At 58.3% G+C, this 23,228-nt stretch carries 27 protein-coding genes and 1 tRNA gene; 16 read left to right on the forward strand and 12 right to left on the reverse strand.

Annotation, left to right across the window (positions count from 1 at the left end; all coding sequences use genetic code 11):
* The first annotated feature begins 22 nt into the window (after positions 1 to 22).
* Both dnaG and rpoD read left to right on the forward strand, forming a co-directional pair.
* Positions 23 to 1,969 (forward strand): DNA primase, encoded by a 1,947-nt coding sequence (gene dnaG / locus GOV80_RS09645; RefSeq protein WP_170769340.1) that lies wholly within the window; start codon positions 23 to 25, stop codon positions 1,967 to 1,969.
* A gap of 114 nt (positions 1,970 to 2,083) precedes the next feature.
* Positions 2,084 to 4,075: an RNA polymerase sigma factor RpoD gene (rpoD, locus tag GOV80_RS09650; RefSeq protein ID WP_170769341.1), complete on the forward strand. Its 1,992-nt coding sequence runs from the start codon at positions 2,084 to 2,086 to the stop codon at positions 4,073 to 4,075.
* 164 nt (positions 4,076 to 4,239) lie between these two features.
* On the opposite strand, the gene GOV80_RS09655 is transcribed toward rpoD, so the two are convergent.
* Positions 4,240 to 5,259, reverse strand: coding sequence for a helix-turn-helix domain-containing protein (locus GOV80_RS09655; protein ID WP_170784311.1), 1,020 nt, complete (start codon positions 5,257 to 5,259; stop codon positions 4,240 to 4,242).
* 272 nt (positions 5,260 to 5,531) lie between these two features.
* Here GOV80_RS09655 and GOV80_RS09660 point away from each other — a divergent pair, with 272 nt between their 5' ends.
* The 6 genes from GOV80_RS09660 to ribD all read left to right on the forward strand — a co-directional run bounded on the left by GOV80_RS09660 (position 5,532) and on the right by ribD (position 9,114).
* Positions 5,532 to 5,969, forward strand: a complete 438-nt coding sequence (locus tag GOV80_RS09660; RefSeq protein ID WP_170784313.1) for a thiol-disulfide oxidoreductase DCC family protein — start codon at positions 5,532 to 5,534, stop codon at positions 5,967 to 5,969.
* A 39-nt stretch (positions 5,970 to 6,008) separates the two neighbouring features.
* Positions 6,009 to 6,506, forward strand: coding sequence for a DUF4166 domain-containing protein (locus GOV80_RS09665; protein WP_237215785.1), 498 nt, complete (start codon positions 6,009 to 6,011; stop codon positions 6,504 to 6,506).
* 84 nt (positions 6,507 to 6,590) lie between these two features.
* Positions 6,591 to 6,995 (forward strand): hypothetical protein, encoded by a 405-nt coding sequence (locus GOV80_RS09670; RefSeq protein WP_170784317.1) that lies wholly within the window; start codon positions 6,591 to 6,593, stop codon positions 6,993 to 6,995.
* A 17-nt stretch (positions 6,996 to 7,012) separates the two neighbouring features.
* Entirely contained in the window at positions 7,013 to 7,426 is a 414-nt protein-coding gene (locus GOV80_RS09675) for a secondary thiamine-phosphate synthase enzyme YjbQ (RefSeq protein WP_170784319.1), read from the forward strand.
* A 120-nt stretch (positions 7,427 to 7,546) separates the two neighbouring features.
* On the forward strand, positions 7,547 to 8,017 hold the full coding sequence (gene nrdR / locus GOV80_RS09680; protein WP_008756450.1) for a transcriptional regulator NrdR: 471 nt from the start codon (positions 7,547 to 7,549) through the stop codon (positions 8,015 to 8,017).
* Positions 8,014 to 9,114: a bifunctional diaminohydroxyphosphoribosylaminopyrimidine deaminase/5-amino-6-(5-phosphoribosylamino)uracil reductase RibD gene (gene ribD / locus GOV80_RS09685; protein WP_336510145.1), complete on the forward strand. Its 1,101-nt coding sequence runs from the start codon at positions 8,014 to 8,016 to the stop codon at positions 9,112 to 9,114. Before nrdR ends, ribD begins: the two co-directional genes overlap by 4 nt.
* Here ribD and GOV80_RS09690 read toward each other — a convergent pair.
* Genes GOV80_RS09690 through GOV80_RS09700 form a run of 3 tightly spaced genes read right to left on the reverse strand, consistent with a single transcriptional unit; the run spans position 9,111 to position 13,610 of the window.
* A complete protein-coding gene (locus GOV80_RS09690; RefSeq protein WP_170784321.1) occupies positions 9,111 to 11,105 on the reverse strand; it encodes a capsular polysaccharide biosynthesis protein in 1,995 nt (664 codons plus the stop codon). The genes ribD and GOV80_RS09690 overlap by 4 nt on opposite strands.
* Positions 11,105 to 12,238, reverse strand: a complete 1,134-nt coding sequence (locus GOV80_RS09695; protein ID WP_170784323.1) for a polysaccharide biosynthesis/export family protein — start codon at positions 12,236 to 12,238, stop codon at positions 11,105 to 11,107. Before GOV80_RS09695 ends, GOV80_RS09690 begins: the two co-directional genes overlap by 1 nt.
* Positions 12,239 to 12,269: 31 nt before the next feature.
* The gene (locus tag GOV80_RS09700; protein WP_170784325.1) at positions 12,270 to 13,610 is read right to left on the reverse strand and encodes a capsule biosynthesis protein; all 1,341 of its coding nucleotides are present in this window, start codon (positions 13,608 to 13,610) and stop codon (positions 12,270 to 12,272) included.
* A gap of 141 nt (positions 13,611 to 13,751) precedes the next feature.
* On the opposite strand from GOV80_RS09700, the gene GOV80_RS09705 reads away from it, so the two are divergent.
* The 5 genes from GOV80_RS09705 to GOV80_RS09725 all read left to right on the forward strand — a co-directional run bounded on the left by GOV80_RS09705 (position 13,752) and on the right by GOV80_RS09725 (position 16,959).
* On the forward strand, positions 13,752 to 14,339 hold the full coding sequence (locus GOV80_RS09705; protein ID WP_170769349.1) for a riboflavin synthase: 588 nt from the start codon (positions 13,752 to 13,754) through the stop codon (positions 14,337 to 14,339).
* A 103-nt stretch (positions 14,340 to 14,442) separates the two neighbouring features.
* Positions 14,443 to 15,564 (forward strand): 3,4-dihydroxy-2-butanone-4-phosphate synthase, encoded by a 1,122-nt coding sequence (ribB, locus tag GOV80_RS09710; protein WP_170769350.1) that lies wholly within the window; start codon positions 14,443 to 14,445, stop codon positions 15,562 to 15,564.
* A gap of 2 nt (positions 15,565 to 15,566) precedes the next feature.
* Positions 15,567 to 16,118, forward strand: coding sequence for a 6,7-dimethyl-8-ribityllumazine synthase (locus tag GOV80_RS09715; RefSeq protein ID WP_170769351.1), 552 nt, complete (start codon positions 15,567 to 15,569; stop codon positions 16,116 to 16,118).
* Positions 16,115 to 16,597, forward strand: a complete 483-nt coding sequence (gene nusB / locus GOV80_RS09720; RefSeq protein WP_170784329.1) for a transcription antitermination factor NusB — start codon at positions 16,115 to 16,117, stop codon at positions 16,595 to 16,597. The genes GOV80_RS09715 and nusB overlap by 4 nt, the downstream gene beginning before the upstream one ends.
* A 56-nt stretch (positions 16,598 to 16,653) precedes the next feature.
* The gene (locus GOV80_RS09725) at positions 16,654 to 16,959 is read left to right on the forward strand and encodes a hypothetical protein (protein ID WP_170352750.1); all 306 of its coding nucleotides are present in this window, start codon (positions 16,654 to 16,656) and stop codon (positions 16,957 to 16,959) included.
* 214 nt (positions 16,960 to 17,173) lie between these two features.
* Here GOV80_RS09725 and GOV80_RS09730 read toward each other — a convergent pair whose 3' ends face one another.
* Both GOV80_RS09730 and GOV80_RS09735 read right to left on the reverse strand, forming a co-directional pair.
* Positions 17,174 to 17,599, reverse strand: coding sequence for an SRPBCC family protein (locus GOV80_RS09730; RefSeq protein WP_170784331.1), 426 nt, complete (start codon positions 17,597 to 17,599; stop codon positions 17,174 to 17,176).
* Positions 17,596 to 17,916, reverse strand: coding sequence for an ArsR/SmtB family transcription factor (locus GOV80_RS09735; RefSeq protein ID WP_170784333.1), 321 nt, complete (start codon positions 17,914 to 17,916; stop codon positions 17,596 to 17,598). The genes GOV80_RS09730 and GOV80_RS09735 overlap by 4 nt, the downstream gene beginning before the upstream one ends.
* A gap of 114 nt (positions 17,917 to 18,030) precedes the next feature.
* Here GOV80_RS09735 and GOV80_RS09740 point away from each other — a divergent pair, with 114 nt between their 5' ends.
* On the forward strand, positions 18,031 to 18,462 hold the full coding sequence (locus GOV80_RS09740) for an MmcB family DNA repair protein (RefSeq protein ID WP_170784335.1): 432 nt from the start codon (positions 18,031 to 18,033) through the stop codon (positions 18,460 to 18,462).
* A 4-nt stretch (positions 18,463 to 18,466) separates the two neighbouring features.
* On the opposite strand, the gene GOV80_RS09745 is transcribed toward GOV80_RS09740, so the two are convergent.
* Positions 18,467 to 18,655 carry a DUF6324 family protein gene (locus GOV80_RS09745; RefSeq protein ID WP_170769357.1) on the reverse strand — a complete coding sequence of 63 codons (189 nt, stop codon included), beginning with the start codon at positions 18,653 to 18,655 and terminating at the stop codon, positions 18,467 to 18,469.
* Between the two features lie 77 nt (positions 18,656 to 18,732).
* Between GOV80_RS09745 and GOV80_RS09750 the strand changes: the two genes are divergently transcribed.
* Together GOV80_RS09750 and GOV80_RS09755 are read left to right on the forward strand one after the other, a co-directional pair.
* A complete protein-coding gene (locus tag GOV80_RS09750; protein ID WP_170784337.1) occupies positions 18,733 to 19,215 on the forward strand; it encodes a GNAT family N-acetyltransferase in 483 nt (160 codons plus the stop codon).
* A gap of 47 nt (positions 19,216 to 19,262) precedes the next feature.
* Positions 19,263 to 19,339 (forward strand) — tRNA-His (locus GOV80_RS09755).
* An 85-nt stretch (positions 19,340 to 19,424) separates the two neighbouring features.
* Here the strand turns inward: GOV80_RS09755 and GOV80_RS09760 are convergent.
* The 5 genes from GOV80_RS09760 to GOV80_RS09780 all read right to left on the reverse strand — a co-directional run bounded on the left by GOV80_RS09760 (position 19,425) and on the right by GOV80_RS09780 (position 23,217).
* Positions 19,425 to 19,823, reverse strand: a complete 399-nt coding sequence (locus GOV80_RS09760; protein ID WP_170784339.1) for a hypothetical protein — start codon at positions 19,821 to 19,823, stop codon at positions 19,425 to 19,427.
* Between the two features lie 112 nt (positions 19,824 to 19,935).
* Complete coding sequence (locus tag GOV80_RS09765) at positions 19,936 to 20,742, reverse strand: ABC transporter permease (protein ID WP_170784340.1); 807 nt, start codon at positions 20,740 to 20,742, stop codon at positions 19,936 to 19,938.
* Positions 20,739 to 21,626, reverse strand: coding sequence for an ABC transporter permease (locus tag GOV80_RS09770; RefSeq protein WP_170769835.1), 888 nt, complete (start codon positions 21,624 to 21,626; stop codon positions 20,739 to 20,741). Before GOV80_RS09770 ends, GOV80_RS09765 begins: the two co-directional genes overlap by 4 nt.
* A gap of 68 nt (positions 21,627 to 21,694) precedes the next feature.
* Positions 21,695 to 22,408 carry a transporter substrate-binding domain-containing protein gene (locus GOV80_RS09775; RefSeq protein WP_170769361.1) on the reverse strand — a complete coding sequence of 238 codons (714 nt, stop codon included), beginning with the start codon at positions 22,406 to 22,408 and terminating at the stop codon, positions 21,695 to 21,697.
* 32 nt (positions 22,409 to 22,440) lie between these two features.
* Positions 22,441 to 23,217, reverse strand: a complete 777-nt coding sequence (locus GOV80_RS09780; RefSeq protein ID WP_170769362.1) for an ABC transporter ATP-binding protein — start codon at positions 23,215 to 23,217, stop codon at positions 22,441 to 22,443.
* Between the last annotated feature and the right edge of the window lie 11 nt (positions 23,218 to 23,228).

The following is a 23,228-nucleotide window of genomic DNA, read 5'->3' on the forward strand; positions in this document are numbered from 1 at the left end:
TCATTTCTGGCAGGTTTAGCACATGTCATTGCCCCCCGGATTTCTGGATGAACTGCGTACGCGCCTCAGCCTGTCTCAGGTCGTGGGGCGAAAGGTCATGTGGGACCAGCGCAAATCCAATCAAGGCAAGGGTGATATGTGGGCGCCGTGCCCGTTTCACCATGAAAAGACGGCGTCGTTCCATGTGGATGATCAAAAGGGGTTTTACTACTGCTTTGGGTGCCACGCCAAAGGGGATGCGATCAGTTTTGTGAAAGAGACCGAGAATGTCTCGTTCATCGAAGCGGTCGAGATTCTGGCCCGCGAGGCCGGGATGCCGATGCCGCAGCGCGATCCCAAGGCGCAGGAAAAGCAGGACCGCCGGGCGCAACTGGCCGAGGTGATGGAGCAGGCGGTGCAGTTTTTCCGTCTGCAGCTCAAGACCGGGGCCGGGAGTGCGGCGCGCGATTACCTGACCCGCCGGGGGTTGGACGCGCAGGCGCTGGATCGATGGGAGATTGGCTTCGCCCCCGATGGATGGCAGGCTCTGTGGGATCATCTGAGCGGCAAGAATGTGGCCGAGGATCTGATCTTGGGGGCGGGTCTGGCGAAACCGTCGAACAAAGGCAAAAAGCCTTATGATACCTTCCGAAACCGGATCATGTACCCGATCCGTGACCCGCGTGGGCGGTGTATTGCCTTCGGCGGGCGGGCGATGGACCCCAATGATAATGCGAAATACCTGAACTCGCCCGAGACCGAATTGTTCGATAAGGGGCGCAGCCTCTACAACCACGGGCCCGCGCGGCAAGCGGCGGGGAAGGGGCGACCTCTGATCGTGGCCGAAGGCTATATGGATGTGATCGCGCTGGCCGAGGCCGGGTTTGGCGCGTCGGTTGCTCCGCTGGGCACCGCGATTACCGAACATCAACTGCAACTGCTCTGGCGCATATCCGATGAGCCGGTCATTGCATTGGATGGTGACACGGCGGGCTTGCGCGCCGCGATGCGCGCGGTTGATCTGGCCCTGCCGCTGCTTGAGGCAGGGAAATCTCTGCGGTTTGCCCTGATGCCCGAGGGCAAGGACCCCGACGACCTGCTGCGCGCCGAAGGGCCGGGGGCCGTGCAAGCCGTGCTGGAAGGCGCAATTCCCATGGTCAAGCTGCTGTGGCAGCGCGAGACCGAGGGCAAGGTGTTCGACAGTCCCGAGCGCAAAGCGGCGCTGGACAAGGCGCTGCGCGAGAAGATCAAGCTTATCCGCGACCCCTCGATCCGGTCGCATTACGGGCAGGAAATCAAGGACCTGCGTTGGCAGTTGTTCCGCCCGCAGCGCCAACCGCAGAACCGTCAATGGCAACCGCGCGGCAAGTGGCAGCCTCAGCCGACGGCGACACCAGGAGCACGCGCGTCCTTCCTGGCCTCGTCCGAAGGTTCGGAAATCCAACTGCGCGAAGCGGCGATTCTGGCCATTGCAGCGCTGAACCCGCAGGTGGTTGTGCAGTTCGAAATCCAGTTGGAAGAGATGGAGTGCCGTGACCCCGACCACGCCGCTCTGCGCCACGCCATCCTGCGCCATGCGATTGATGACCCCGAGAATCTGAAAGACCACATTGCTGAAACTTTGGGGCCCGAAGCCCTTGAAAACCTGCTGGCCCTTCGCCATGTCGCAGTGATCCCTTGTGTGTATAAACCGGGCGATGTCGAAAAGGCCGAAATGACGCTGGCCGAGGAGCTCGCAAAGATCAAAGCTCTCAGGGGGTTGGACGCAGAGATTGCCGAAGCCGAGGAGGAACTGTCTGATCTGGCCGATGAGGCGCTGACATACCGGCTGGCCCAGGCCGCCGAAGAGCGTAACCGCACAAGCCGCAGCCAGAATGAGGACAGGGCGATATTCGACGTGGCCGACAATGGCGCGCGAATCAACCGCGACGAGAAAGACAAGTTTGAGGCAATCATGTCCGGGATCAATTTCGAGCGGAAACGCCGGTAAAGTGGTGTTTTCGTAAGGCACTGGAAAAGAAAAACGGGTAAACGGGTGGCCGAATCACTTCTACGCGCTAATGATTCGGTTCAAACGAATCACCCATCCCTGCAGGAGCATTGAATGGCCGCCAAGGATACCAACGAAGACCGCAAATCCGACGAGCAGGAACAGGAAATCTCGCTGGATATGAGCCAGGCCCAGGTCAAGAAGATGATCGCCGAGGCCCGCGAGAAAGGTTACATCACCTACGACCAGCTCAATCAGGTTTTGCCGCCGGATCAGGTCAGCTCGGAGCAGATCGAAGACGTGATGTCGATGCTGTCCGAGATGGGCATCAACATCATCGAAGATGAAGAGGCCGAGGAAGAAGAAAACAAAGGCTCGACCGAACTAACCACGACCGAAAGCAACCGCGAGGTTGCTTTGGCCGGGGCGGCGACCGAAAAGCTGGACCGCACCGACGACCCTGTGCGCATGTATCTGCGCGAGATGGGCAGCGTCGAACTGCTGAGCCGCGAGGGCGAGATTGCCATCGCCAAACGGATTGAGGCCGGGCGGAACACGATGATCGCAGGCCTGTGCGAAAGCCCGCTGACGTTCCAGGCGATCACCATCTGGCACGACGAATTGCTGTCCGAAGACATTCTGCTGCGCGACGTCATCGATTTGGAGGCCACTTTTGGCAACCAGATGGACGAAGACGGCGACGTCGAGGAACCAGTGGTTGACACCTCGAACGTGCAGGCCGCCAAGCCCGCGAAAGAGGATACCGGCCCCGAGCTGGACGCCGACGGCAACCCGCTGAACAACGACGACGATGATGACGACGATGATCAGGCCAACATGTCACTGGCCGCGATGGAAGCCGCGCTGAAGGATCAGGTTCTGACCACGCTAGAACGCATCTCGACCGACTTCTCGATGCTGTCGGAAATGCAGGACAGCCGAATTTCAGCCACACTGAATGAAGACGGCACCTTCAGCGAACAGGACGAAGCAACATACCAAAAGTTGCGCGCCGAGATTGTTGAGCTGGTGAATGGGCTGCACCTGCACAACAACCGGATCGAAGCGCTGATCGACCAGCTTTACGGTATCAACCGCCGCGTGATGTCGCTGGACAGTTCGATGGTGAAGCTGGCGGATCAGGCACGGATCAACCGCCGTGAGTTTATCGACGCCTATCGCGGGCGCGAGCTGGACCCCAACTGGCTGTCGGATATGGCGGAAAAGCCGGGTCGGGGCTGGCAGATGTTCATTGAACGCTCGACCGCGAAGGTCGAAGAACTTCGCAACGATATGGCTCAGGTCGGTCAGTATGTCGGTTTGGACATCCCCGAATTCCGCCGCATCGTGCAGCAGGTTCAGAAGGGTGAGAAAGAGGCGCGGCAGGCCAAGAAGGAAATGGTCGAGGCCAACCTGCGTCTGGTGATCTCGATCGCCAAGAAATACACCAACCGTGGCCTGCAGTTCCTTGATCTGATCCAGGAAGGGAACATCGGCCTGATGAAGGCGGTGGACAAGTTCGAATACCGCCGCGGCTACAAATTCTCGACCTATGCGACCTGGTGGATTCGTCAGGCGATCACGCGGTCTATCGCGGATCAGGCGCGCACCATTCGTATTCCGGTTCATATGATCGAGACGATCAACAAGCTGGTTCGGACCGGTCGCCAGATGCTGCATGAAATCGGTCGCGAGCCGACGCCGGAAGAACTGGCCGAAAAGCTTCAAATGCCGCTAGAGAAGGTTCGCAAGGTGATGAAAATCGCCAAAGAGCCGATCTCTCTGGAAACACCAATCGGCGACGAGGAAGACAGCCAACTGGGCGATTTCATCGAGGACAAGAATGCAGTGTTGCCTCTGGACAGCGCCATTCAGGAAAACCTCAAAGAGACCACCACACGGGTTCTGGCCTCTCTCACTCCGCGTGAGGAGCGGGTGCTGCGGATGCGCTTTGGCATCGGTATGAACACCGACCATACGCTGGAAGAGGTTGGCCAGCAGTTCAGCGTGACCCGCGAACGTATCCGCCAGATCGAGGCGAAGGCGTTGCGGAAGTTGAAACACCCCAGCAGGTCACGAAAACTGCGATCCTTCCTAGACCAATAAACAAAAAGGCGCCCCAACCAAGGCGCCTTTTTTCATTCAGATGACCGTTCCAGAAAACGCTTTGGCAGGATTTCACAAGTTCTGAGCAGCAGCGGTACTTACCTCACTGTTGTCCACTCATGGGACGGACCGGGGCGAGGCATCTGCGCCGATGACCCCCGGTCTCACCCTTGGGGTGGAGGATCCAATCTGCTGCGGAACGTGCTTGGGGCTTGCCCGGTCCAGCGCTTGAAAGCGGTGGAGAAGGCGGGTTGATCGGCATAGCCAAGCGAATAGGCAATCTCGGTCAAGTTCATTCCGTTGGTAATGAAGGTCTGCGCCAGATCGCATCTGAGGTCATCGACGATCTCGCGATAGCTGGTTCCTTCATCCTTTAATCGACGCGCAAAGGTACGGGTGCTAAGACCCAAATTGGCGGCGGCTTCCTCGGCTTGCAGGATTGCACCAGGAAGGGATCTGGTGATCAGCCCTTCGACCTGCGCGCGCAATTTCTGTTTGGGTTGGCGTCTGTCGGCCATGACGCGATCCCCATACTCCAACAGATGCTGACGCAATTTGGGGTCATATGTCGGGACAGGTAAATCTAGCGTTGATAGGGCCAGAATGATCTCGAGCCTCTCGGTTCCGAAAGAGACGGGAAATCCTGCAAGCTTCTGATATTGCGCCTTGTTTTCCCCAACTTCGTGCTGAAAACACATTTCTATCGGGTAAAAATCAATCTGGGTAAGGTCGCGCATACGTGAAAGACCGGCGAACATCAGAAACTCGGTCCGGCGATGAAAACGGGCATAGCTGGCGTCCTTCCACTCGGCCTCGATCGTGGCAAAGTTCCCGGCCACGCGCAGACTGAAGCGCAGGGCGGGATCAATAAGGCCATGATAGCGGGCCGCGTTTTCCAGTACCTGCTTCAGATCGCGAGAGTATTTGCTGACATAGGCCGTCAGGCTCGAGGATGATTTGAAGGCCAGCCCCGCTTGCACGGCAAACGTCGGATCGCCTAGGGCATCACAGGCATATCTGGTGAACAGAGCTTCGGTTTTTGCGCTGATCCCGCTGTTTAGCGCTTCGACCTCGGGCCGGCTGAGCCCACATTTCTCAAGCAATTTGTTGGCGACAGAATTGTCCGCCGCTTTCTGATCAAGCGTTCGGGTCAATGTCTGAATGCGGGCGATGTCGACGTCCATAGGTTCATCATAGCCTGTTTGCCCAGATTTTGCATCTATGCTGCAACGACCATTGTCCGGTTGTCGAAAAAGCTTGGCGCAAAGTCACAAGCGCTTTTTCTACTAAGGCATTATCTGAGCCTCGTTGCCGGGTTAGAACCTTCTCGGGGATGAGGTCGAGCCCAGTCCGGACACAAAACGGATTGTCAGTGGCTCCCCGGCACACCCGTGTCCAATTGTGTCGCATTGCTCCATTCACGCAACCAGCGCAAAACTGGCGTGAAAAGGGCGACATGCAGCATTTTGATCTGACCAGCGTGACGAAAGACCAGGACGTAATCGTTTTCGACGGCGAATGTGTCCTGTGTGCTGGTTTTTTTCAGTTCATGCTAAGACACGATAGGCTGGCTCGGTTCAAATTCGTCACGGCGCAGTCGCCGCTGGGGCAGCAGATGTATATCAGCCTTGGCCTGCCAACCGAGGATTTTGAGACCAATCTGGTCATTGTTGATGGCCAGGTGTTCCAACGTCTGGATGCTTTTGCTGCAGCTATGCGGGCTTTGCCAGGTTTGTGGCCGGTTCTTGGGCTGTGCCGCTTTTTGCCAAGAATTATGAAAGACCCGGTCTATTTTGCAGTCGCGCGTAACCGCTACAGGCTATTCGGGCAAAGGCCTAGCTGCCTGATACCAGACGCGGCAGTCCGCACGCGTTTTCTGCCCGGAGGGTTCTGATTGGACCCGTTCTGGCAAGCCCTGCCAACGCATTCCGATTTGCCTGGCGCGCTTCGTGCTCTGCACGGGCATCCTGGCAAGTTTTCAGGGCGTTGTTCGGTCGAGGCCGGAACAAGTTGGGTCGTAAGATCAGCGCTATGGCTGGGTAGGTTCCCACCCGTGGCTAGCGACATTGCGATCCGCATCGTGACCCGACAGGACAATGAGACGTGGTTTTGGACGCGAGATTTTGCCGGGCATCTGATGCAATCGTCAATTCGGTTTGATCCAAAGACCATGTTGGTCTGTGAAAAGGCGGGCGTACTGACATTTTGGCTAAAACCGATATGGAACGGCGCAGAACTGAAGTTGAAAATTCAGGGCTTGTCTGTTTTCGGGGTGCCATGTCCGGGTGTTTTGGTGCCCAAATCCTCGACTGTCGAATGGCAGGACGCGGCGGGTCGGTTCCGTTTTGACGTTTCGGCCAGATTGCCCGTATTGGGACTGCTCATCCGATATCACGGATGGCTAACGCCGGATCACGCAAGCCCCGACTGAGGCTGAATTGATCGTGAACCGCCTTTGACTGCAAGCAGCGTATACTATTTCCAGTCTTACCTCGTAACAGGAAAGAGTATGATTATGAAACAGGTTATGACATATGCCGCTGTGGCGGCAGTGGTGCTGAGTACGCCGGTCTCAGCGACGGGATTTGCACGACTTGGGTACCAAATCGCGTCCGTCAACAGCAACGTTTACGAAGTGATCCCGCGCGGTCGAACTGATGTGGACGGATATTGGTGCGCCGCTGCGGATTACGCGCGCAGAACATTGGGTGCGGGTTGGAAACAGCCGATCTATGTTGTGCGCGGCTATGGTCCCAGCGAAGCGACCGGTCGTCGTACGGCGGTCCAATTCTCGATCAATCCGCCAGCGGGTGTCAGCACCCCGACCAAGACTGTGTCTGTCGGGTTTGTCGCCGGTCAAAGCAGATCGGTTCAAAGTGCCAATTCGCTGTGCTACCGTCGCCAAATCTTTGACGACTAACGGAGTCTAGCGCCGTCTTGCAGACCGAGTTTATTATTTCGACGCGCGGACCGGGTTTGTATGAATTCACCCACGACGTGTGTAACTGGCTCAACTCGGTCCAAGCAGACGGGCTTTTGACCCTGTTCGTGCGCCATACGTCGTGTTCTCTGGTGATACAGGAGAACGCAGACCCCGAGGTGCAGACGGACATGAATGCTTTTTTTCAACGGCTGGTGCCGCCCTCGAACCATCCATCGATGTCTTACTTGCGGCACACTTATGAGGGCCCAGACGATATGCCTGCGCATATCAAGGCAGCCTTATTGCCTGTGTCGCTGACTGTCCCGGTGGCGAACGGTCGCCCGGTTCTGGGAACGTGGCAAGGAATCTACGTTTTTGAACATCGCTCCCAGCCGCATACCCGCAAGGTCGCGGCGCATTTTGCTTAGAATCAGGATATTGCGGTAAAATTTTCCGACTACCCAAACCCTAGCGGCTGCCCTATAGTTGTGGATAAGTAAGCCACAGCGCTTACAAAAGAGGCGGATATAGGGACGAGGAGACGGCGGATGCGCTGCCCGTTTTGCGGAAATATTGACACACAGGTGAAAGATTCACGCCCGGCTGAGGATCACGTTGCGATCCGCAGACGTCGCTTTTGCCCGGCATGTGGCGGGCGGTTTACCACCTATGAACGGGTCCAGTTGCGCGATCTGGTCGTGATCAAGACAAACGGCAAGCGCGAAGATTTCGACCGCGACAAGCTGGAACGGTCGATCCGTATTTCGATGCAGAAACGGCCCATTGACCCCGAGCGTATCGACCAGATGATCTCGGGCATCGTTCGGCGGCTGGAAAGCATGGGCGAGACGGATATCCCCTCGAACAAAATCGGCGAGATTGTCATGGAAGCTCTGGCACGGATCGACACCGTCGCCTATGTACGTTTTGCAAGCGTATACAAGAATTTCCAGGCGGCCGATGATTTCGAGGAATTTGTCCACGAACTGCGCCCGCCGCAGCCTTCGACGGACGAGTGAGCGACTCAGATAAGCGATATATGGCGCTGGCCCTGTCTTTGGGGCAGCGCGGACAGGGGATGTGCTGGCCTAACCCGTCTGTGGGCTGTGTGCTTGTGCGGGACGGTCGGATTGTCGGGCGCGGCTGGACGCAACCCGGCGGTCGCCCGCATGCTGAAACCGAGGCGCTGAAACAGGCTGGCGACGCGGCGCGCGGTGCGACGGCCTATGTCTCGCTGGAACCATGTGCGCATCATGGCAAGACACCGCCCTGCGCGCAGGCGCTGATTGCTGCGGGCGTTTCGCGCGTGGTCTCACCCATCGAAGACAGTGATCCGCGCGTGGCGGGGCAGGGCTTTGCGATGTTGCGCGACGCTGGAATTGAGGTCACGACCGGTGTCCTCTTGGATCAGGCCGAGCGGGATCACGCGGGCTTTTTCCTGAAGAACGAGCAGGGTCGCCCGTTTGTAACGCTCAAGCTGGCCTGCAGTTTTGACGGCCGTATTGCCACGGCGTCCGGGCACAGCCAGTGGATTACCGGCCCCAACGCGCGCCGGGCCGTCCACGCAATGCGCGCCCGCCACGATGCGGTGATGGTGGGCGCTGGGACCGCACGGGCGGATGATCCCTCACTGACGGTGCGTGATTTGGGGGTCCAGGCGCAACCAGTTCGCGTGGTGGTCTCGCGCCATCTGGACCTTCCCTTGTTGGGGCAACTGGCCAGAACGGCCAAGGATATCCCGGTCTGGCTCTGTCACGGACCGTCCCCTGACCCCGAGCGGGCAAAAGCGTGGGAGGGGTTGGGCGCGCGTTTGATCCCCTGCGCCTTACATGATCACCAGATTGATCCCTTGGATTTGGTGCAGCAACTTGGGCAGGCCGGTTTGACCCGTGTCTTTTGTGAGGGCGGCTCGGCTTTGGCTGCGTCTTTGCTCGCGCAGGATCTCGTGGATGAGCTGATCGGTTTCAGCGCCGGGTTGACCATCGGGGCCGAGGGGCTGCCCGCGATTGGGGCGCTGGGACTTGAAACGCTGGAGGCCGCGCCGCGGTTTTCTTTGATGGAAACCCGTGCCATCGGGCCGGATATCCTGCACCGCTGGGAAAGATCCCTGCGCTAGCGCCGCCAGAGATGCGCGTAGGTCGCAAAGAGCCCTTGTAGTTTCGACAGTGCCCGTAATCCAGGCCGGTCGTTTTGATATCCCTCGGACAGACGTTGAACCGCAACTTCGACGGGGCAGGGTAGGCCGGTCACAGGATCAAGATAGCGCGGGTAGTCTATCAATGCGGCATGGACCAGCCCCAGCATTGATGGGCGCGCGCCGCGCCGCGCGGGAACTGAACCCAGGTCGGTCGTTAATCCCCAACCTGCATAGAATGGCGCGCCCAGAGTGGTCACGGGTATCCCACGCATCAGCGCTTCGAACCCAAGCAACGAGGTCATGGTCCAGACCTCGTGCACCTGCGCCAACAATGAGGCCGGATCGGTATCCGAGACGACGACGTCCGCCAGATCGCGGGCGTCGATATTGCCACTGCGCAGGCCAGCCTCGACATCAGGATGGGGTTTGTAGATCAGCACTGCGTCCGGGTTGGCGGCGCGCACAGCGCGTAGCAAATCTGCATTGGTGCGGACATCGCTTGCCCCCAGCTGGATCGATGCGTCATCCTCGACCTGACCTGGAACCAAAATGCGGTGCCCATCGGGCAGGGCGGGGGCGGTGTCGCCTGTGTTGTATTTGCTGATCTGGCCCGAGATGATCTGCGCCACCAGCCCCTCGGCGCGCAGCTCCTGATCCGGGCGCAGGGTTTCGCGCCGGGCGATCAGGTTTTCCAATTGGCTGGGACGGGTTGGATCATAGTAGATTCCCAGATCATCCGTCGCCAGCGACAGAGGGGGCACCAGCCGGGCCCCCAGCCCCCGAGACCGCAGAAATCCGTCCTCGACACGCACAACGTGATCCGTCGCCTCGGCTTGATTGGCCCAGACCATATGTGGTTGTTCGCCCGCCGTCGGAATATCCGGGGTGAAACTGACTTTTTTCTCGCGCCCGAACATCTGTTGGATGTGTTTACGTTTCCACAAACGCATCCCCGAGGCGGTCCACCCTCTGTGATCCTGCCGCCATGCGCGGGTCTGCGCTTCGAGCGTGTCCAGAACGGTTTCCAACTGACAGAGCTGATCTCGGAATGGGTCGTACCATGTCGGGTACAAGATCATCGCCGCCGCGAATAGCTGCGGTCGTGTCAAGTTGCGCTGGCGACGGGGCAGGTAGGGCTCGTCCTGCGTCAATCCCCAACCGGCATAGAATGGCAGGCCAAAGACACGCGGTTTGTGCCCGGCCAAAATGGCCTCGAACCCGAATTGCGACGACAGCGTGTAAACGCCAACGGCACCTTCCAGCAGGGTCCAAGGACTGATCGGATCGCTGAACAGTGTGACCCGGCCTGTCTCATCCTGGTCCGAGTAATAGCCGGGGCGGTGGCCTTGGATGGTTTCGGGATGCGTTTTGATCAGGACGCGGGCGCCGGGGTTCTCCTCTTGCGCCATCACCAGCATTTCGCGAAAGCGCGCCAGATCCCCGCCACTGGCCTTGACCGAGGCGTCATCGCGTGCCTGATCAACGACCAAAACATAGCCGGGTTCAGGTGGTTTGATGTCCGGGTGATAGGCCGAGTATTTGCCAAGATGTCCGTCACGCAAACGCTCGATCCCGCTACGGGCTCGGTTCAGAAGGGCGGTGTCGTCCAGCGGGTGAGTGGCCAGAAGTGTCTCAAGCTCAGAGGGTAGCGACGGGTCGAAATGCAGGCCCGACCGGTCCAGCAACAGACCCATAGGGGCTTCTCCGCTTCGACCGGGATGAAGAGAGCGCAGAAAGGCATCTTCGACATGCAGGATGGGTGCGTCATACCTTTCTGCCACCCATCGGCCACGATGCGCGGTGGGGCTGTCGCCCCAGACACCCACCAAGTCGCCGTCTTTCGGCAGGCCGAGGCGGATGTCGTAACCTGCAAGCGTCAGGATTCGGCGGATGCGGCGTTGGGTCAGAAACCCGCCGTTGTAGACAAGCAGTCGGGTCCGACTGTCCCCGGCTGTTGTGCCGGAATACATCAGCCGCCTGTCAGCGTTGTGACATTTGCCAGCGGTGTCAGGCCGCCCGCGATCAGCGAGATGGACTTGCTCCACTGTGAGTAGGGGGCTTCGGTGACATAGATCGTGTCATCATCGCGGATGACGAAATCGCGCGCGATGAACAGCCCGTTGGGTGCGGTGAGGTTCAATAGGTAGATCATGCGCTGATCCCCTTGCAGATCAGGCTGCCCCATGACCGCACGTGCGATTTCTTCGCGTTCCTTGCGCAGCACGAAAATACCGGTTGGGTCTGAGGACAGAGATTGTAGGCCGCCAACCTGGGCCAAAGCCTCTAGGGCGGAAAGGTCCTGACTGTCAAAGGCTACCCGCGATTGCCCGCCGGTGGCGCCAAGCGCCACGAAAGAGCGGGTGTCCGCCTCAATCAAGATGCGATCTCCGGCGCGTAGCGCGACGTCCAGATTGGGATCACTGAACAAGTCGTTGTACCAGACCGTCCCCCGCTGATCGCCGCGTATTAGTGTGACCAGAGCGATATCGGAACCGACCGAAACACCACCAGCCCGTGACAGCATCCCACTGAGCGTTCGGGTCGGGCGTTCGATCGGGTAAATGCCGGGAGACGCCACACCGCCAACCAAAGATACGGTTGACCCATCCCCCGCAGCGCGGCGTACTTCGACTTGCGGATCAGGGGTTTGCTCGCGCAGCTTGTCGGTGATGACGATGCGCAATTGTTCCGGAGTGTTGCCCGCTGCGCGGACCCGCCCAGCATATGGGACAAAGATGAAGCCCTCGCTATCGACCTGCACTTCGTTCAGGGATGTGGCCGCGCCCGCCTGAACCGACAAAAGGCCGTTGTCGACGTTTTCCCAAATCGACAGACCGAGAACATCGCCGGGGCGCACCGTGTCTGCCGTCAGATTTGGCGCGCTGCGAAAGGCTGCTGAGAACCCGAATTGTGGGATGGCCGATGTTTCCTTGGTGACGCGGTCATCTACCTCGACGACAAAAGCGTTGCCTCCATTCGCGGTGGAGCCTGCTAATATTTCGGATTTATTAGGACCAGATTTGGGAAGCTGGCACGCCGCCAACAGACCGAAAGCGGCCACAAGGGAGACCCCCCGTACCCAGCGGATGGGAAAGCACTGCACTGCCGAATATCCTCAGTCTTTTTTGTTTGTGTCAGGCTAACCGGTTCGCCGCACGACTTCCAGTCTCAACCCGTTTGAGTCCTTGCACGATTTTCAACTGTGGCCTCTCGGTCTCGTTCAGCAGGGTTTGGTAGGGATCATATTGGTTCAGCATCAAATCCGCCGCTCGGCGTAGCAGCTGCCGACGCCCTCGCACCGAGTAGAAACCACCCGGAATTTGGCTGGTCTTCAGCAAAAACCGGCGATAGCTCCGGTAGGCGTCCAGATCGGGCCGGGTGGGATTGGCAAAAAACGCCTCAAGCGGTTGTTGCGAGACGAATTCCGCCTTGTCATAGACCGACCGTCCAAAAATGCGCAGCGGTATGCCGCGCCAAAGCACCTGCTGTCCTGCTGTCGAGTTGATCGTCACGGCCGAGCTGGCCTCATCCAACAGACGGGCCAATTTGCCGCCGGGGACATAGTGCACCCTGTCGGCAACCCCAAAAGAGCGGGCCAGATCGCGTGTGCGTTGTCGCAAAGGCTCTCGATGATTTTCCAGAGGATGTTCCTTGACCACCAGTTGGTGATGCCAGGGTGCACCTCCGGCAAAACCGCGAATGACATGTTCCAGAAACTCGCTCATTCCGTTGAAATCCGAATGCGCCTGTACCGAGCTGTCATGCCCAAGTTGCAGCAACGCCAGATGGTAGGGCTGCCCTGTCCGGCGCACGCGCTGGGTGGCCCAAAAGCGTTGTAGCCTGTGGAAGGGCATCAGCATGAAGCGTTTGAAATAAAGCAGAAACTCCCGTGAGACGGGTAATTCCCGGTGACGGCGGAAATTACGGTAGCGTTGGTTCAGAAACAGGACGAACCAATGATAGAGCGCACCATAGAAAATATGCTCACGCATGTCGCCCCAATGGGCAGGCGGAGGCGATGTCTGAGTGTCAGTCTGTTCCAACGCATCCTGCATCTGCGTGATATCCATGGACATAAGCCGCGAGTTCCCGTTCGAGCCCGCCCTTTCGTACGTCACCCACCAGGGGCGCAGATACCCTTCTTCGAACACATGCACTGTCAGCCCGTTTTCTTGCGCGATTGCGGCAGCCTGCGCGTGGATCGGTCGCGTGTCGCCATAAAGCACCAGATCTGTGACGCCGAGATCCGTTATCAGTCGGGTGAATGTGCCCGGCCAATCTTCAGGCCTGCCGCGAAATGGGATATAGCTGGCCCGCTCGAACCAAAAGGCTCGGTCGCCAGCGTTGAACCCCACGCGCCACACCGTCGCCCCTGTTTTGCGCAAAATCCGCCCTAGCGCGTTGAAGAACGGGCCGTGCGGTCCTTGCAGGAACAGAAAGACGCGTTGATCCGCGTCTGTGGTGATTGGTGGCATGAGGACTGCTCGTGTGGTGTTATGGCTAAATTTATGCCCGTTTCCATCATTCCCGGCAAGGCAGGGCTTGCCCGCCATGGCGGTTACGCTTACCTCGACTGGGACTACGGGTCATAGGTTAGCAAACCAAGGGTAAAGAAAATGTTCACTGGGATCGTCACAGATATAGGAACCATTACCGAGTTAGATCAGCAGGGCGATTTGCGGGCGCGCATTCAGACGGGCTATGACACCGCTGGGATTGATATCGGCGCATCCATTGCCAGTGACGGCGTGTGCCTGACTGTGATCGCGCTGGGCGATGACTGGTACGATGTCCAGATCAGCGCCGAGACCGTGTCGAAGACCAATCTGGATGGCTGGAAACTCGGGAAACGCGTCAACCTTGAACGCGCCTTGAAAGTTGGCGATGAACTCGGCGGGCATATCGTATCCGGCCATGTGGATGGCGTGGCCGAAATTGTGGCCATGCAGGACGAAGGTGACAGTACGCGTGTCACCCTGCGCGCTCCCAAGGACTTGGCGCGGTTCATCGCGCCGAAAGGATCTGTTGCGCTGAACGGGACGTCCTTGACCGTCAATGACGTGGACGGATGTGACTTTGGCATCAACTTCATCCCTCATACCAAAGAGGTGACAACCTGGGGCGATGTTGCGGTCGGAGACAAGGTGAACCTTGAGATCGACACGCTGGCTCGCTACGTCGCCCGCTTGGCAGAAATGTCCTGAGTTAAACGCCGCGTTCTGACCGGTTCGGGACGTTTGCAGACTGGTCTTTGCGCGCGGGGTGGTCTATCCACCCGTGCAAACATGCTCTGCGAAAGGCTGCCCAATGAGCTTTGAAACCCCCGGACCCGTCGAGGCGCAACTGCGCGACGCGATCAGCCCGATCGAAGAGATCATCGAAGAGGCGCGCAAAGGCCGGATGTATATTCTGGTCGACCACGAAGACCGTGAGAATGAAGGCGATCTGGTCATCGCGGCCGAGTTCGCGGATGCCGAGGCGATCAACTTCATGGCCACCCATGGGCGCGGCCTGATCTGCCTGCCGATGACCGCAGAACGTGTGGAGGCGCTGGGCCTACCGATGATGGCGGTGAACAATTCCTCGCGTCATGAAACCGCGTTCACCGTGTCCATCGAGGCACGCGAAGGTGTGTCGACCGGAATTTCCGCCGCTGACCGGGCGCTGACCGTGGCGACGGCGATCAACGAGCAGAACACCATGGCGGCCATCGCGACCCCCGGCCATGTGTTTCCCCTACGCGCCAAGCGGGGCGGGGTGCTGGTGCGTGCGGGCCATACCGAGGCCGCCGTGGATATCTCGCGCTTGGCTGGGCTGAATCCTTCGGGCGTGATCTGCGAGATCATGAAGCCCGACGGCACAATGGCGCGTCTGCCCGATCTGGTGGAATTCGCACAAACCCATGACATGAAAATCGGTACGATCAGCGACCTGATCACCTACCGATCCCGCAATGACAATCTGGTGGTCGAGACGTCGCGTGAAACCGTCAATTCGGAATATGGTGGCGAATGGGAGATGCGGCTGTTCACTGACCAGCTTCATGGCATCGAACATGTGGTCATGATCAAAGGCGACATCACCACGCCCGAGCCCGTTCTGACCCGCACCCATGCTTTGCACGAAGCGCCGGATATCTTGGGCCTCGGGCCTAAATCTTCGCGCGAACTGCCGCGTGCGATGGAGAAGATCGCCGAAGAGGGGCGCGGCGTCGTCTGTCTGTTCCGCCAACCGCGCAACTCGCTTTACGCGGTCGAGGATGAAGGCCCTCGGACCATCAAACAAACAGGACTGGGGTCTCAGATCCTGTCCAAATTGGGCATTCACGAGCTGGTGCTGCTGACTGACTCGCCCGAAACCGTATATCTGGGGCTCGACGCGTTTGGCCTGTCCATCGTCGGCACCCGCTCAATCCTCAAGGAAGACTGATCGTGGCTGAACAAGACAAACACGGCGTCCTGCCGACCCCGACCTTCGACAAGCCGGTGAAGCTGCTGCTGGTGGTGGCCCCGTTCTACCGCGCTATCGCGGACAATATGGTCGCCGGTGCGAAAGCAGAGATCGAGGCCGCAGGCGGCACCTGTGAAGTGGTCGAAGTGCCCGGCGCGCTGGAAATCCCGACCGCCATCGCAATGGCCGACCGTCAGTGCGATTTCGACGGCTATGTTGCGCTGGGCTGCGTAATTCGCGGCGAGACTACGCACTATGAAACTGTCTGTAACGACTCAAGTCGTGCCATCCAACTGATGGGTCTTCAGGGCTTGCTTATTGGTAACGGTATCCTGACGGTTGAGAATGACGAACAGGCTGAGGTCCGCGCCAATCCAGAAAAGATGAATAAAGGGGGCGGGGCAGCCGCTGCGGCCTTGCATCTGATCGCGCTCAGCCGTAAGTGGGGCTCTTCCAAAAAGGGCGTGGGCTTCAAGCCGCCGTCCGAGTCCATCCTTGTGGCGGGCGACAGCAACGGATCCACGACAGCATGACCCAGACAGACGCGCCGAAACCGGCCAACCAGAAACGCCTGATGAAGTCCGCCGCCCGGCTTTACGCCGTGCAGGCGCTGTTCCAGATGGAGCAGTCAGGCCAGACGACCGAAGCAGTCGTGACCGAGTTTCTGGATCACCGGTTTGGTGCCGTTTATGAGGGGGAAGAGATGCTGGACGGCGATATCCGCCTGTTCCGCAAACTGGTCGAGGACGCCGTGAACTATCAGGCCCCCATCGACCAGATGACCGACCGCGCGCTGGTGGCCAAATGGCCCATCGCACGTATCGACCCGACCTTGCGCGCCGCTTTCCGCGCTGCCGGGGCCGAACTGACCCAGAGTGACACGCCGCCCAAAGTGGTCATCACCGAGTTCGTCGACGTGGCCCGCGCCTTCTTCCCCGAAGGCAAAGAGCCGAAATTCGTGAACGCTGTGCTGGACCACATGGCGCGCGAGGCCCAGCCCGAGGCGTTCTGACGCCTTTACTCAGAGCATCCGAAGGCTACTCTTGTGACCAAACAAGGAGTGCCGCTATGCCCAAGCTCATCCGTCTTTATATCACACAGGTTATCTGGGGATTTGTGATCTCGGCCGTATTTGTCGGCGTGCTGTTGGCTGTGAACGTGGCCAATCTGCGCGGGTTGATTTGGGGTTCGGATGTTGGGTTGGTGGCACTCGTCATGATCTGGTTCATGAACGGCATCGTTTTTGCAGGTGTCCAGTTCGCCTACAAGATCATGAGCATGGCGGAAAGGCCGGGTGGTCCGCGCCGTGGATCACCCGTCGTTAATGTGTTCAAACCTGTGCTGGCCAAGCAAGGCTCACGCGCAGAGCGCTGATAATTTTAGAAAAATGTGGCGGGACCACCAGTCAACCGTGCGGTGTGATTCCCGAGGACCTGTATGTACAGGTGGGCGCCAGGTAATCAGGCCAGGACCTGAACAGAGCCAGCCCCCTCGGAATTGCTTAAGGCCACCAGAATGCTACCAGTCACAAGAAGGGCAGAACCCGCCAAGCGCTTAGTTAGGCCGTCTGACGGGCTGGCACAAGGGGTTAAGCGTCAACAGTTTCGTGCAGAGCTTTGCGCATCTTGCCGAAATGTTCGTCCCAACCGTTGTCCAGGGCCAGGATCAGGCCGAAAGCCTGGGCGCCCTGCGGCAGGCCTTCGTGCACCAAGGACAATCGTGTGCCGCCGTCTACGGGCTCCAACGTCCATTTGACCACACTGACGGAGTCTCCCATCGGTTTCACCGTGAAGGTATATTCAAGATACTGCGGCTTGCGCGCCTCGCGCACCTCTCCCCAGATCAACAGATCGCCGCTTGTGGTTCCGAACATCTCAAGCTTTTGTCCTGCTGCCAGTGGGCGTTCGGGCTTGTGAAACCATTTGGCAAGGCGTTCCGGTTCGGTCAGATAGGCCCAGACAGTGTCCGGCTCAGCGCGCAGGAAGATGGTCTTTTGCAAAACTGCGTTGGTCATGTCTCTTTCCTCTCAATGGCTTCTTTCAAGTTACGCAGGCGCTCGTCCCAGAACTGATCAAAGAAGCTCAACCAATCCAGAACAGGGGCCATTCCCTTGGGTTCAAGACGGTTGATGCGTTCTCTCCCCCGAGCTTCGACCAAGATGAGGCCCCCGTCCGACAACACGGTCAGGTGTTTCTTGACGGCCGCTCGGGTCATGTCGAAGCAATCTGTCAGTTGCGCGATTGTCATATCCTGCGATGCAAGCATCTGAACGATGTCCCGGCGCGTGGGGTCCGCAAGCGCGCGAAACGCGTTTTGGATTTGGTCAGGCATCCGTTTCCTCATATCTGATACCATTAGGTTTCATAATTATTTGATACCATATGGTATCATGTCAACAGCAATCTCACCCTTGCAATTTGTTCACGAATTGTTCACATTTTCCCAATGACATTGGATCTACAACCCGGCCAGAAGCTAGCACGCGGCGTGGCGCGTCATCTCAGCGCGCATGGTTTTGTTTCTGTTGAGGAATTCGTGCCGGCGCGCGGGTTGCGTGTGGACGTTATGGGGTTGGGCCCCAAGGGTGAATTGTGGGTAGTGGAATGCAAATCCAGCCGGGCGGATTACCAATCGGATTCCAAGTGGCAGGGCTATTTGGAGTGGTGCGACCGATTCTTCTGGGCCGTGGATACCGAGTTCCCGACCGAGCTGTTGCCTGCCGAGACTGGTCTGATCATCGCCGACGCCTATGACGCCGAGATCGTGCGCATGGCCCCAGAGGATAAGCTGGCTCCGGCGCGCCGGAAGAAGATGATCCAGAAATTTGCAACCGATGCCGCCCGAAGGCTGCACGCATTGCGAGACCCAAGGCTTTAGCGCGTTAGCCTTTCACCGCCAGCGCGGCTTGCGCGGCAGCGCGAATCTCTTCGGCGATTTCTTCAGCCTCGTCGGGTTCGAAATCCATCGGGATCTCGACGCCATCAGCCTCGATGAACAGGCGCACCATGCCTTGGTCGGTCGGGCCGATTTGCAGGTTGGCCTGAATGTCACGTTCGGTGTTGATACCCATTTGCGCCTCCGGGGATGAGCGTTTGTGCTAGCGCGCAAAGACTTGAGAATCAAGCCGCTGATCGGGTCAGATGAGGAATGAACGACACGGTGATCAGACTTTTTCACCCATCAGACGTTCCGTGGCTGGTCGCGCAGCACGGCCTTCTTTACGAGCGCGATGAAGGGTTCGACAAAAGCTTTGCGCGCCTTGTGCAGCAGATACTGGATGAGTTTGTGGCAACCCATGATCCCTCCTGTGATCGCGGTTGGATCGCGGAACAGGTCGGCGTTCCTCTGGGCAGTGTCTTCTGCGTGCGACTGGATGAGGTCACTGCAAAACTGCGCCTGTTCTTTCTAGTGCCCGAGGCGCGTGGAAAAGGTTTGGGTAAGCGCTTGCTGCATACCTGTATGGACCACGCCCGCGACACTGGGTTTGAGAAAATGTCGCTATGGACCCACGAAAGCCACCGTGCCGCTTGCGCGCTGTATCAGGCGACAGGATGGCAATTGACGGGTAGCAAACCGGTGCATTCTTTCGGGGTCGATCTTGTCGAACAAAGCTGGGAAATTCAGCTTTAATCCTCTTGCATTCCCTCGGCGCGTTCGGTACATCGCCCCTCACGAGTGCCGCCTTAGCTCAGTTGGTTAGAGCGCTGGATTGTGGATCCAGAGGTCCCCTGTTCAAGCCAGGGAGGCGGTACCATCTCCCTCATCATCGGTTGAATAATTACAAGGCTGCTTGTCCGGCTGAATGCATGTGCATTGCTGTTCGCGGCGGCGATTTTTCCTTAGACCGAGATCTTACCAGACAGAATTCCTGCAAAGAAGGTGATCAGCCAAAGCGCAACCCAGATCCACAGGAGCGGCTGTTTCTTGATCCGGCCGTGTCGGATCAAAGGAAAAGACAGGGCCGCGCCCGCCAGAGGGAACAGAGCCGTGAATGGCACCAGTGAAAATATCAGCGGCAACATGAAAGGCAGGGTAAAAGCTGCCATTAGAAACGACAGCCCGACATAGGCCAGTGTGACAACCGGGCCGGCCTGAGACTCGCCGACGAGGAACGGAATGGACGATACCAGCATCAGCGCCGCTGTTAACGGAGCCGAGATGACAAGCGCCAGGGCAGCACAGGTGCAAAGGCTGCAGAAGGGCTTGGTGGTATCAAAATTCCAAGTTCTGAGCTTCACGAAGAAACGCCTCGGGGTGTTGGCCGGCGAAGCTGCGGGGCCGCTCTGCGGTGGCGTGCTTTCGGGACCACTGCCAGAACCGCATCAAAGCCCGCGACAGGAATGCTGTGTCTCAGCGGGCCAGATTTAGTCTCAACTTCATCTTGCTGCGTTTGGCCACGGGCAGGTGCCGGTTTAGGTGTTTGTTCACCAGCCCAAAGCCCCAGATCACCACTAGAGTCAGCAGAATGAAATAGAAGGCCAGAATAGGGTAGGGGATGAACGGATTGAATGTCTTGTCCGCGAAATAGCCCGCGTAATAAAGCGCATCGCCTCGTTGTTGCCAGACTGGGAAGGCCGAGAAGAAGACCAGCGTGGTGGCGTGGAACAAAAAGATTGCCTCATTTGTGTAGGCAGGCCAGGCAAGCCGCAGCATGGTCGGCCAAATGATACGGCGAAACCGCGACCAGCCGGTCATTCCATAGGCGTCTGCAGCCTCAATATCGCCCTTGGGGATCGAGCGTAGGGCACCATAGAAGATCTCGCCTGAATATGCGGCGGTGTTGCAGAACAACACGATCAACGCTCCCAGCCAGGCAGAGGTCAGTGCGTCGAAGAAGGGAAAACTCTGCTTGAGGGACAGGAAGAAGAAGTAGGCAAAGAAAAACTGGATGAACAGAGGAGATCCCCGGAACAGGAAAATGAACCACTCGGACGGTTTGCGCAGCCATTTCTTGCTTGACGCTTTGCCAACGGCCAGCGCTGTAGCCAGAAAGAACCCGGTCGCCAGCGCCATGGTCCCGAAATAAATATTCCAGATCATGCCCGAACCGATCAGGGTGAATTGCTCGCATAGTGTAAAATCATTGCGCGGCAGAAGGCGTTCACCGATGCCGACCGAGCGAAGCGCATAGTCCTGGATGGTCTGGACGCAGCTCATGCGGTGGTCTCCTTGCGCAGAAGCTCTCCGCCTGCGGTGGCTTGTCCGTGCGACAGGCGACGCATCAACCGTTCAAGGCCGATTTCCGAGACGCGGGTCATGCCCAGGTAAAACACGAGCAGAGCAAGGAAGTACCACATACGCCAGTCGCCGTGCGGGTATTGGGTGAATTTCGGGTTTTTGAACGACCCCAGTTCGCGGGCCCAATAAACGATGTCTTCGATGCCCAGCAGGAACAGCAACGGTGTGGCTTTGATCAGCACCATCCAAAGGTTCGACAGGCCGGGCAGGGCGTAGACCCACATCTGTGGTACCAGAATGCGCCAGAATGTCTGGCGGCGGGTCATACCGTAAGCTTCGGCGGTTTCCAGTTGCGCATGCGGGACGGCGCGCATGCCGCCAAACAGAACATTGGCGGCAAATGCGCCAAACACGATTGAAAAAGTAATAACGGCCAGGAAAAAGCCATAGGTCTCGTGAACCCATTCGGGTGCAGTTCCAAGCGGCAGTTTGGCGGCCTGACAAACGATGAAATCATTGCCCTGTCGAACGGGGTCAGTCCATTCGGGGCAAAGAATCTTGTGGCGCGTCCATTCGAATGCCTGATCCAGCGCTATCACGAAGAACATGAAGAACGCGATATCCGGCACACCGCGAACGATGGCGATATAGCCTTTGCCCAACATGGCAAGCGGTGGAAAATGTGACCGCGCGGCCATGGCCCCCAGAAAGCCGAACCCCAATGCAACCGGGGCGGTGATCGCCAGCAGCAGCAGGACCTTGAAGAAGGATAGATAAAACAGCCAATGCACACCGTTGGTCAGGTAACAGGCAAACCAACGGAACGTGCCGAGTGTTTCGGGATCGGTGCAGAACGAGAAAATGGCGGGCCTCTTTGACTTGCAAGGGCTCTGAGGCGGCGCGCCCTAAGTAAGGCGCGCCGCAGAGTTTATCAGAAGGTCGAGGACACTTCCCACTTAGTGATCAGCGCGTTCAGGCTGCCATCGTCCTTCATGGACTGGATGGCCGCGTTGAACTTCTCTTTCAGCTCACCATCGGATTCGCGGATACCCATTCCGACACCGCCGCCCAGCGGAACGTCGTCACCCACAAAAAGCAGGCCCGAGCCATCTTCGGTAAAGGGTGCCAGGAACGACCGGTCAGCAAGGACTGCATCCGCTTCGCCGTTGCGCACAGCAGCAATGGTTTCCTCGGGGCTGGCGAACTCAACCAGAGTTGCACCGGAATCGGCCACATAACCCGCCTGAATCGTGCCGGTCTGGGCGGCGATCACACCACCAGCCAGGTCCACGCCATCAGACATGGCGATATAGGCCGACGGATCCGGCGGCGTGTAGTTCTGGGTAAAGTCGATGACTTCGTCACGCTCATCGGTGATCGACATGCCGGCGATGATTGCGTCGTAGTTGCCCGAGACGAGGTTCGGAATGATCGAATCCCAGTCATTCTTGACCCACTCGCATTCCAGACCTGCGCGTTTGCACAGCTCATCGCCCAGTTCACGCTCGAACCCGTCGATTTCGCCAGCGTCGTTGACGAAGTTCCACGGCGCATAGGCGCCTTCGGTGCCCAGACGAACGGTGTCCGCCATGGCCATGCCGGCGCTCAGCGCCAAGGCCGCAGTGGTCAGAATCAGTTTTTTCATTGGTTACTCCCCAGTTTAGTTCTGTCCTGAATTTATGCCGCCATAGTGGCGGATAGAAAGCCCTGAAGCCGTTCGGATTCAGGGGTGGTGAAGATATCTTCCGGCAGGCCTTCTTCTTCGATGAGGCCCTGATGCAGAAAGACGACATGGCTAGAGATATCAGCAGCCATCTTCATGTCGTGGGTCACGATGATCATGGTGCGGCCTTCGGCAGCCAGATCCTTAATCACCTTAATCACTTCCTGTTCCAGTTCGGGGTCCAGCGCCGAGGTGGGCTCGTCAAACAGCAGGGCCTCGGGCTCCATGCACAGCCCGCGTGCAATGGCGGCGCGTTGCTGCTGCCCGCCCGAAAGCTGCGCCGGGTAGACATCACATTTGTCGCCAATGCCCACTTTTTCCAGGTATTTTCGGGCGCTGTCCTCAACTTCGGCCTTGTCGCGGCCCAAAACGGTGACGGGGGCCTCCATCACGTTTTGCAAGATGGTCATATGGGACCACAGGTTGAATTGCTGGAACACCATCGACAGATTGGTGCGGATGCGCAGGACCTGTTTGGGGTCGGCGGGGCGGCGGTTGTGGCCCGAACCGCTCCACTGAACCGGTTCTCCCTTGAACAGGATTTCGCCCTGTTGGCTGTCTTCCAACAGGTTGCAGCAGCGCAGTAGTGTAGATTTTCCGGACCCGGACGATCCGATCAGCGATACGACATCGCCACGTCTGGCCGTAATATCCACCCCTTTCAGCACCTCAAGATTGCCGAAGCTTTTGTGTAGGTTCTTGATCTCGATGACCGGAGTGGAATCTGTCACGGGCGACCTGA

Origin of the sequence: Ruegeria lacuscaerulensis (assembly GCF_013034685.1) — a bacterium.
In the GTDB taxonomy this organism is placed as follows: Bacteria; Pseudomonadota; Alphaproteobacteria; order Rhodobacterales; family Rhodobacteraceae; genus Ruegeria; species Ruegeria lacuscaerulensis_B.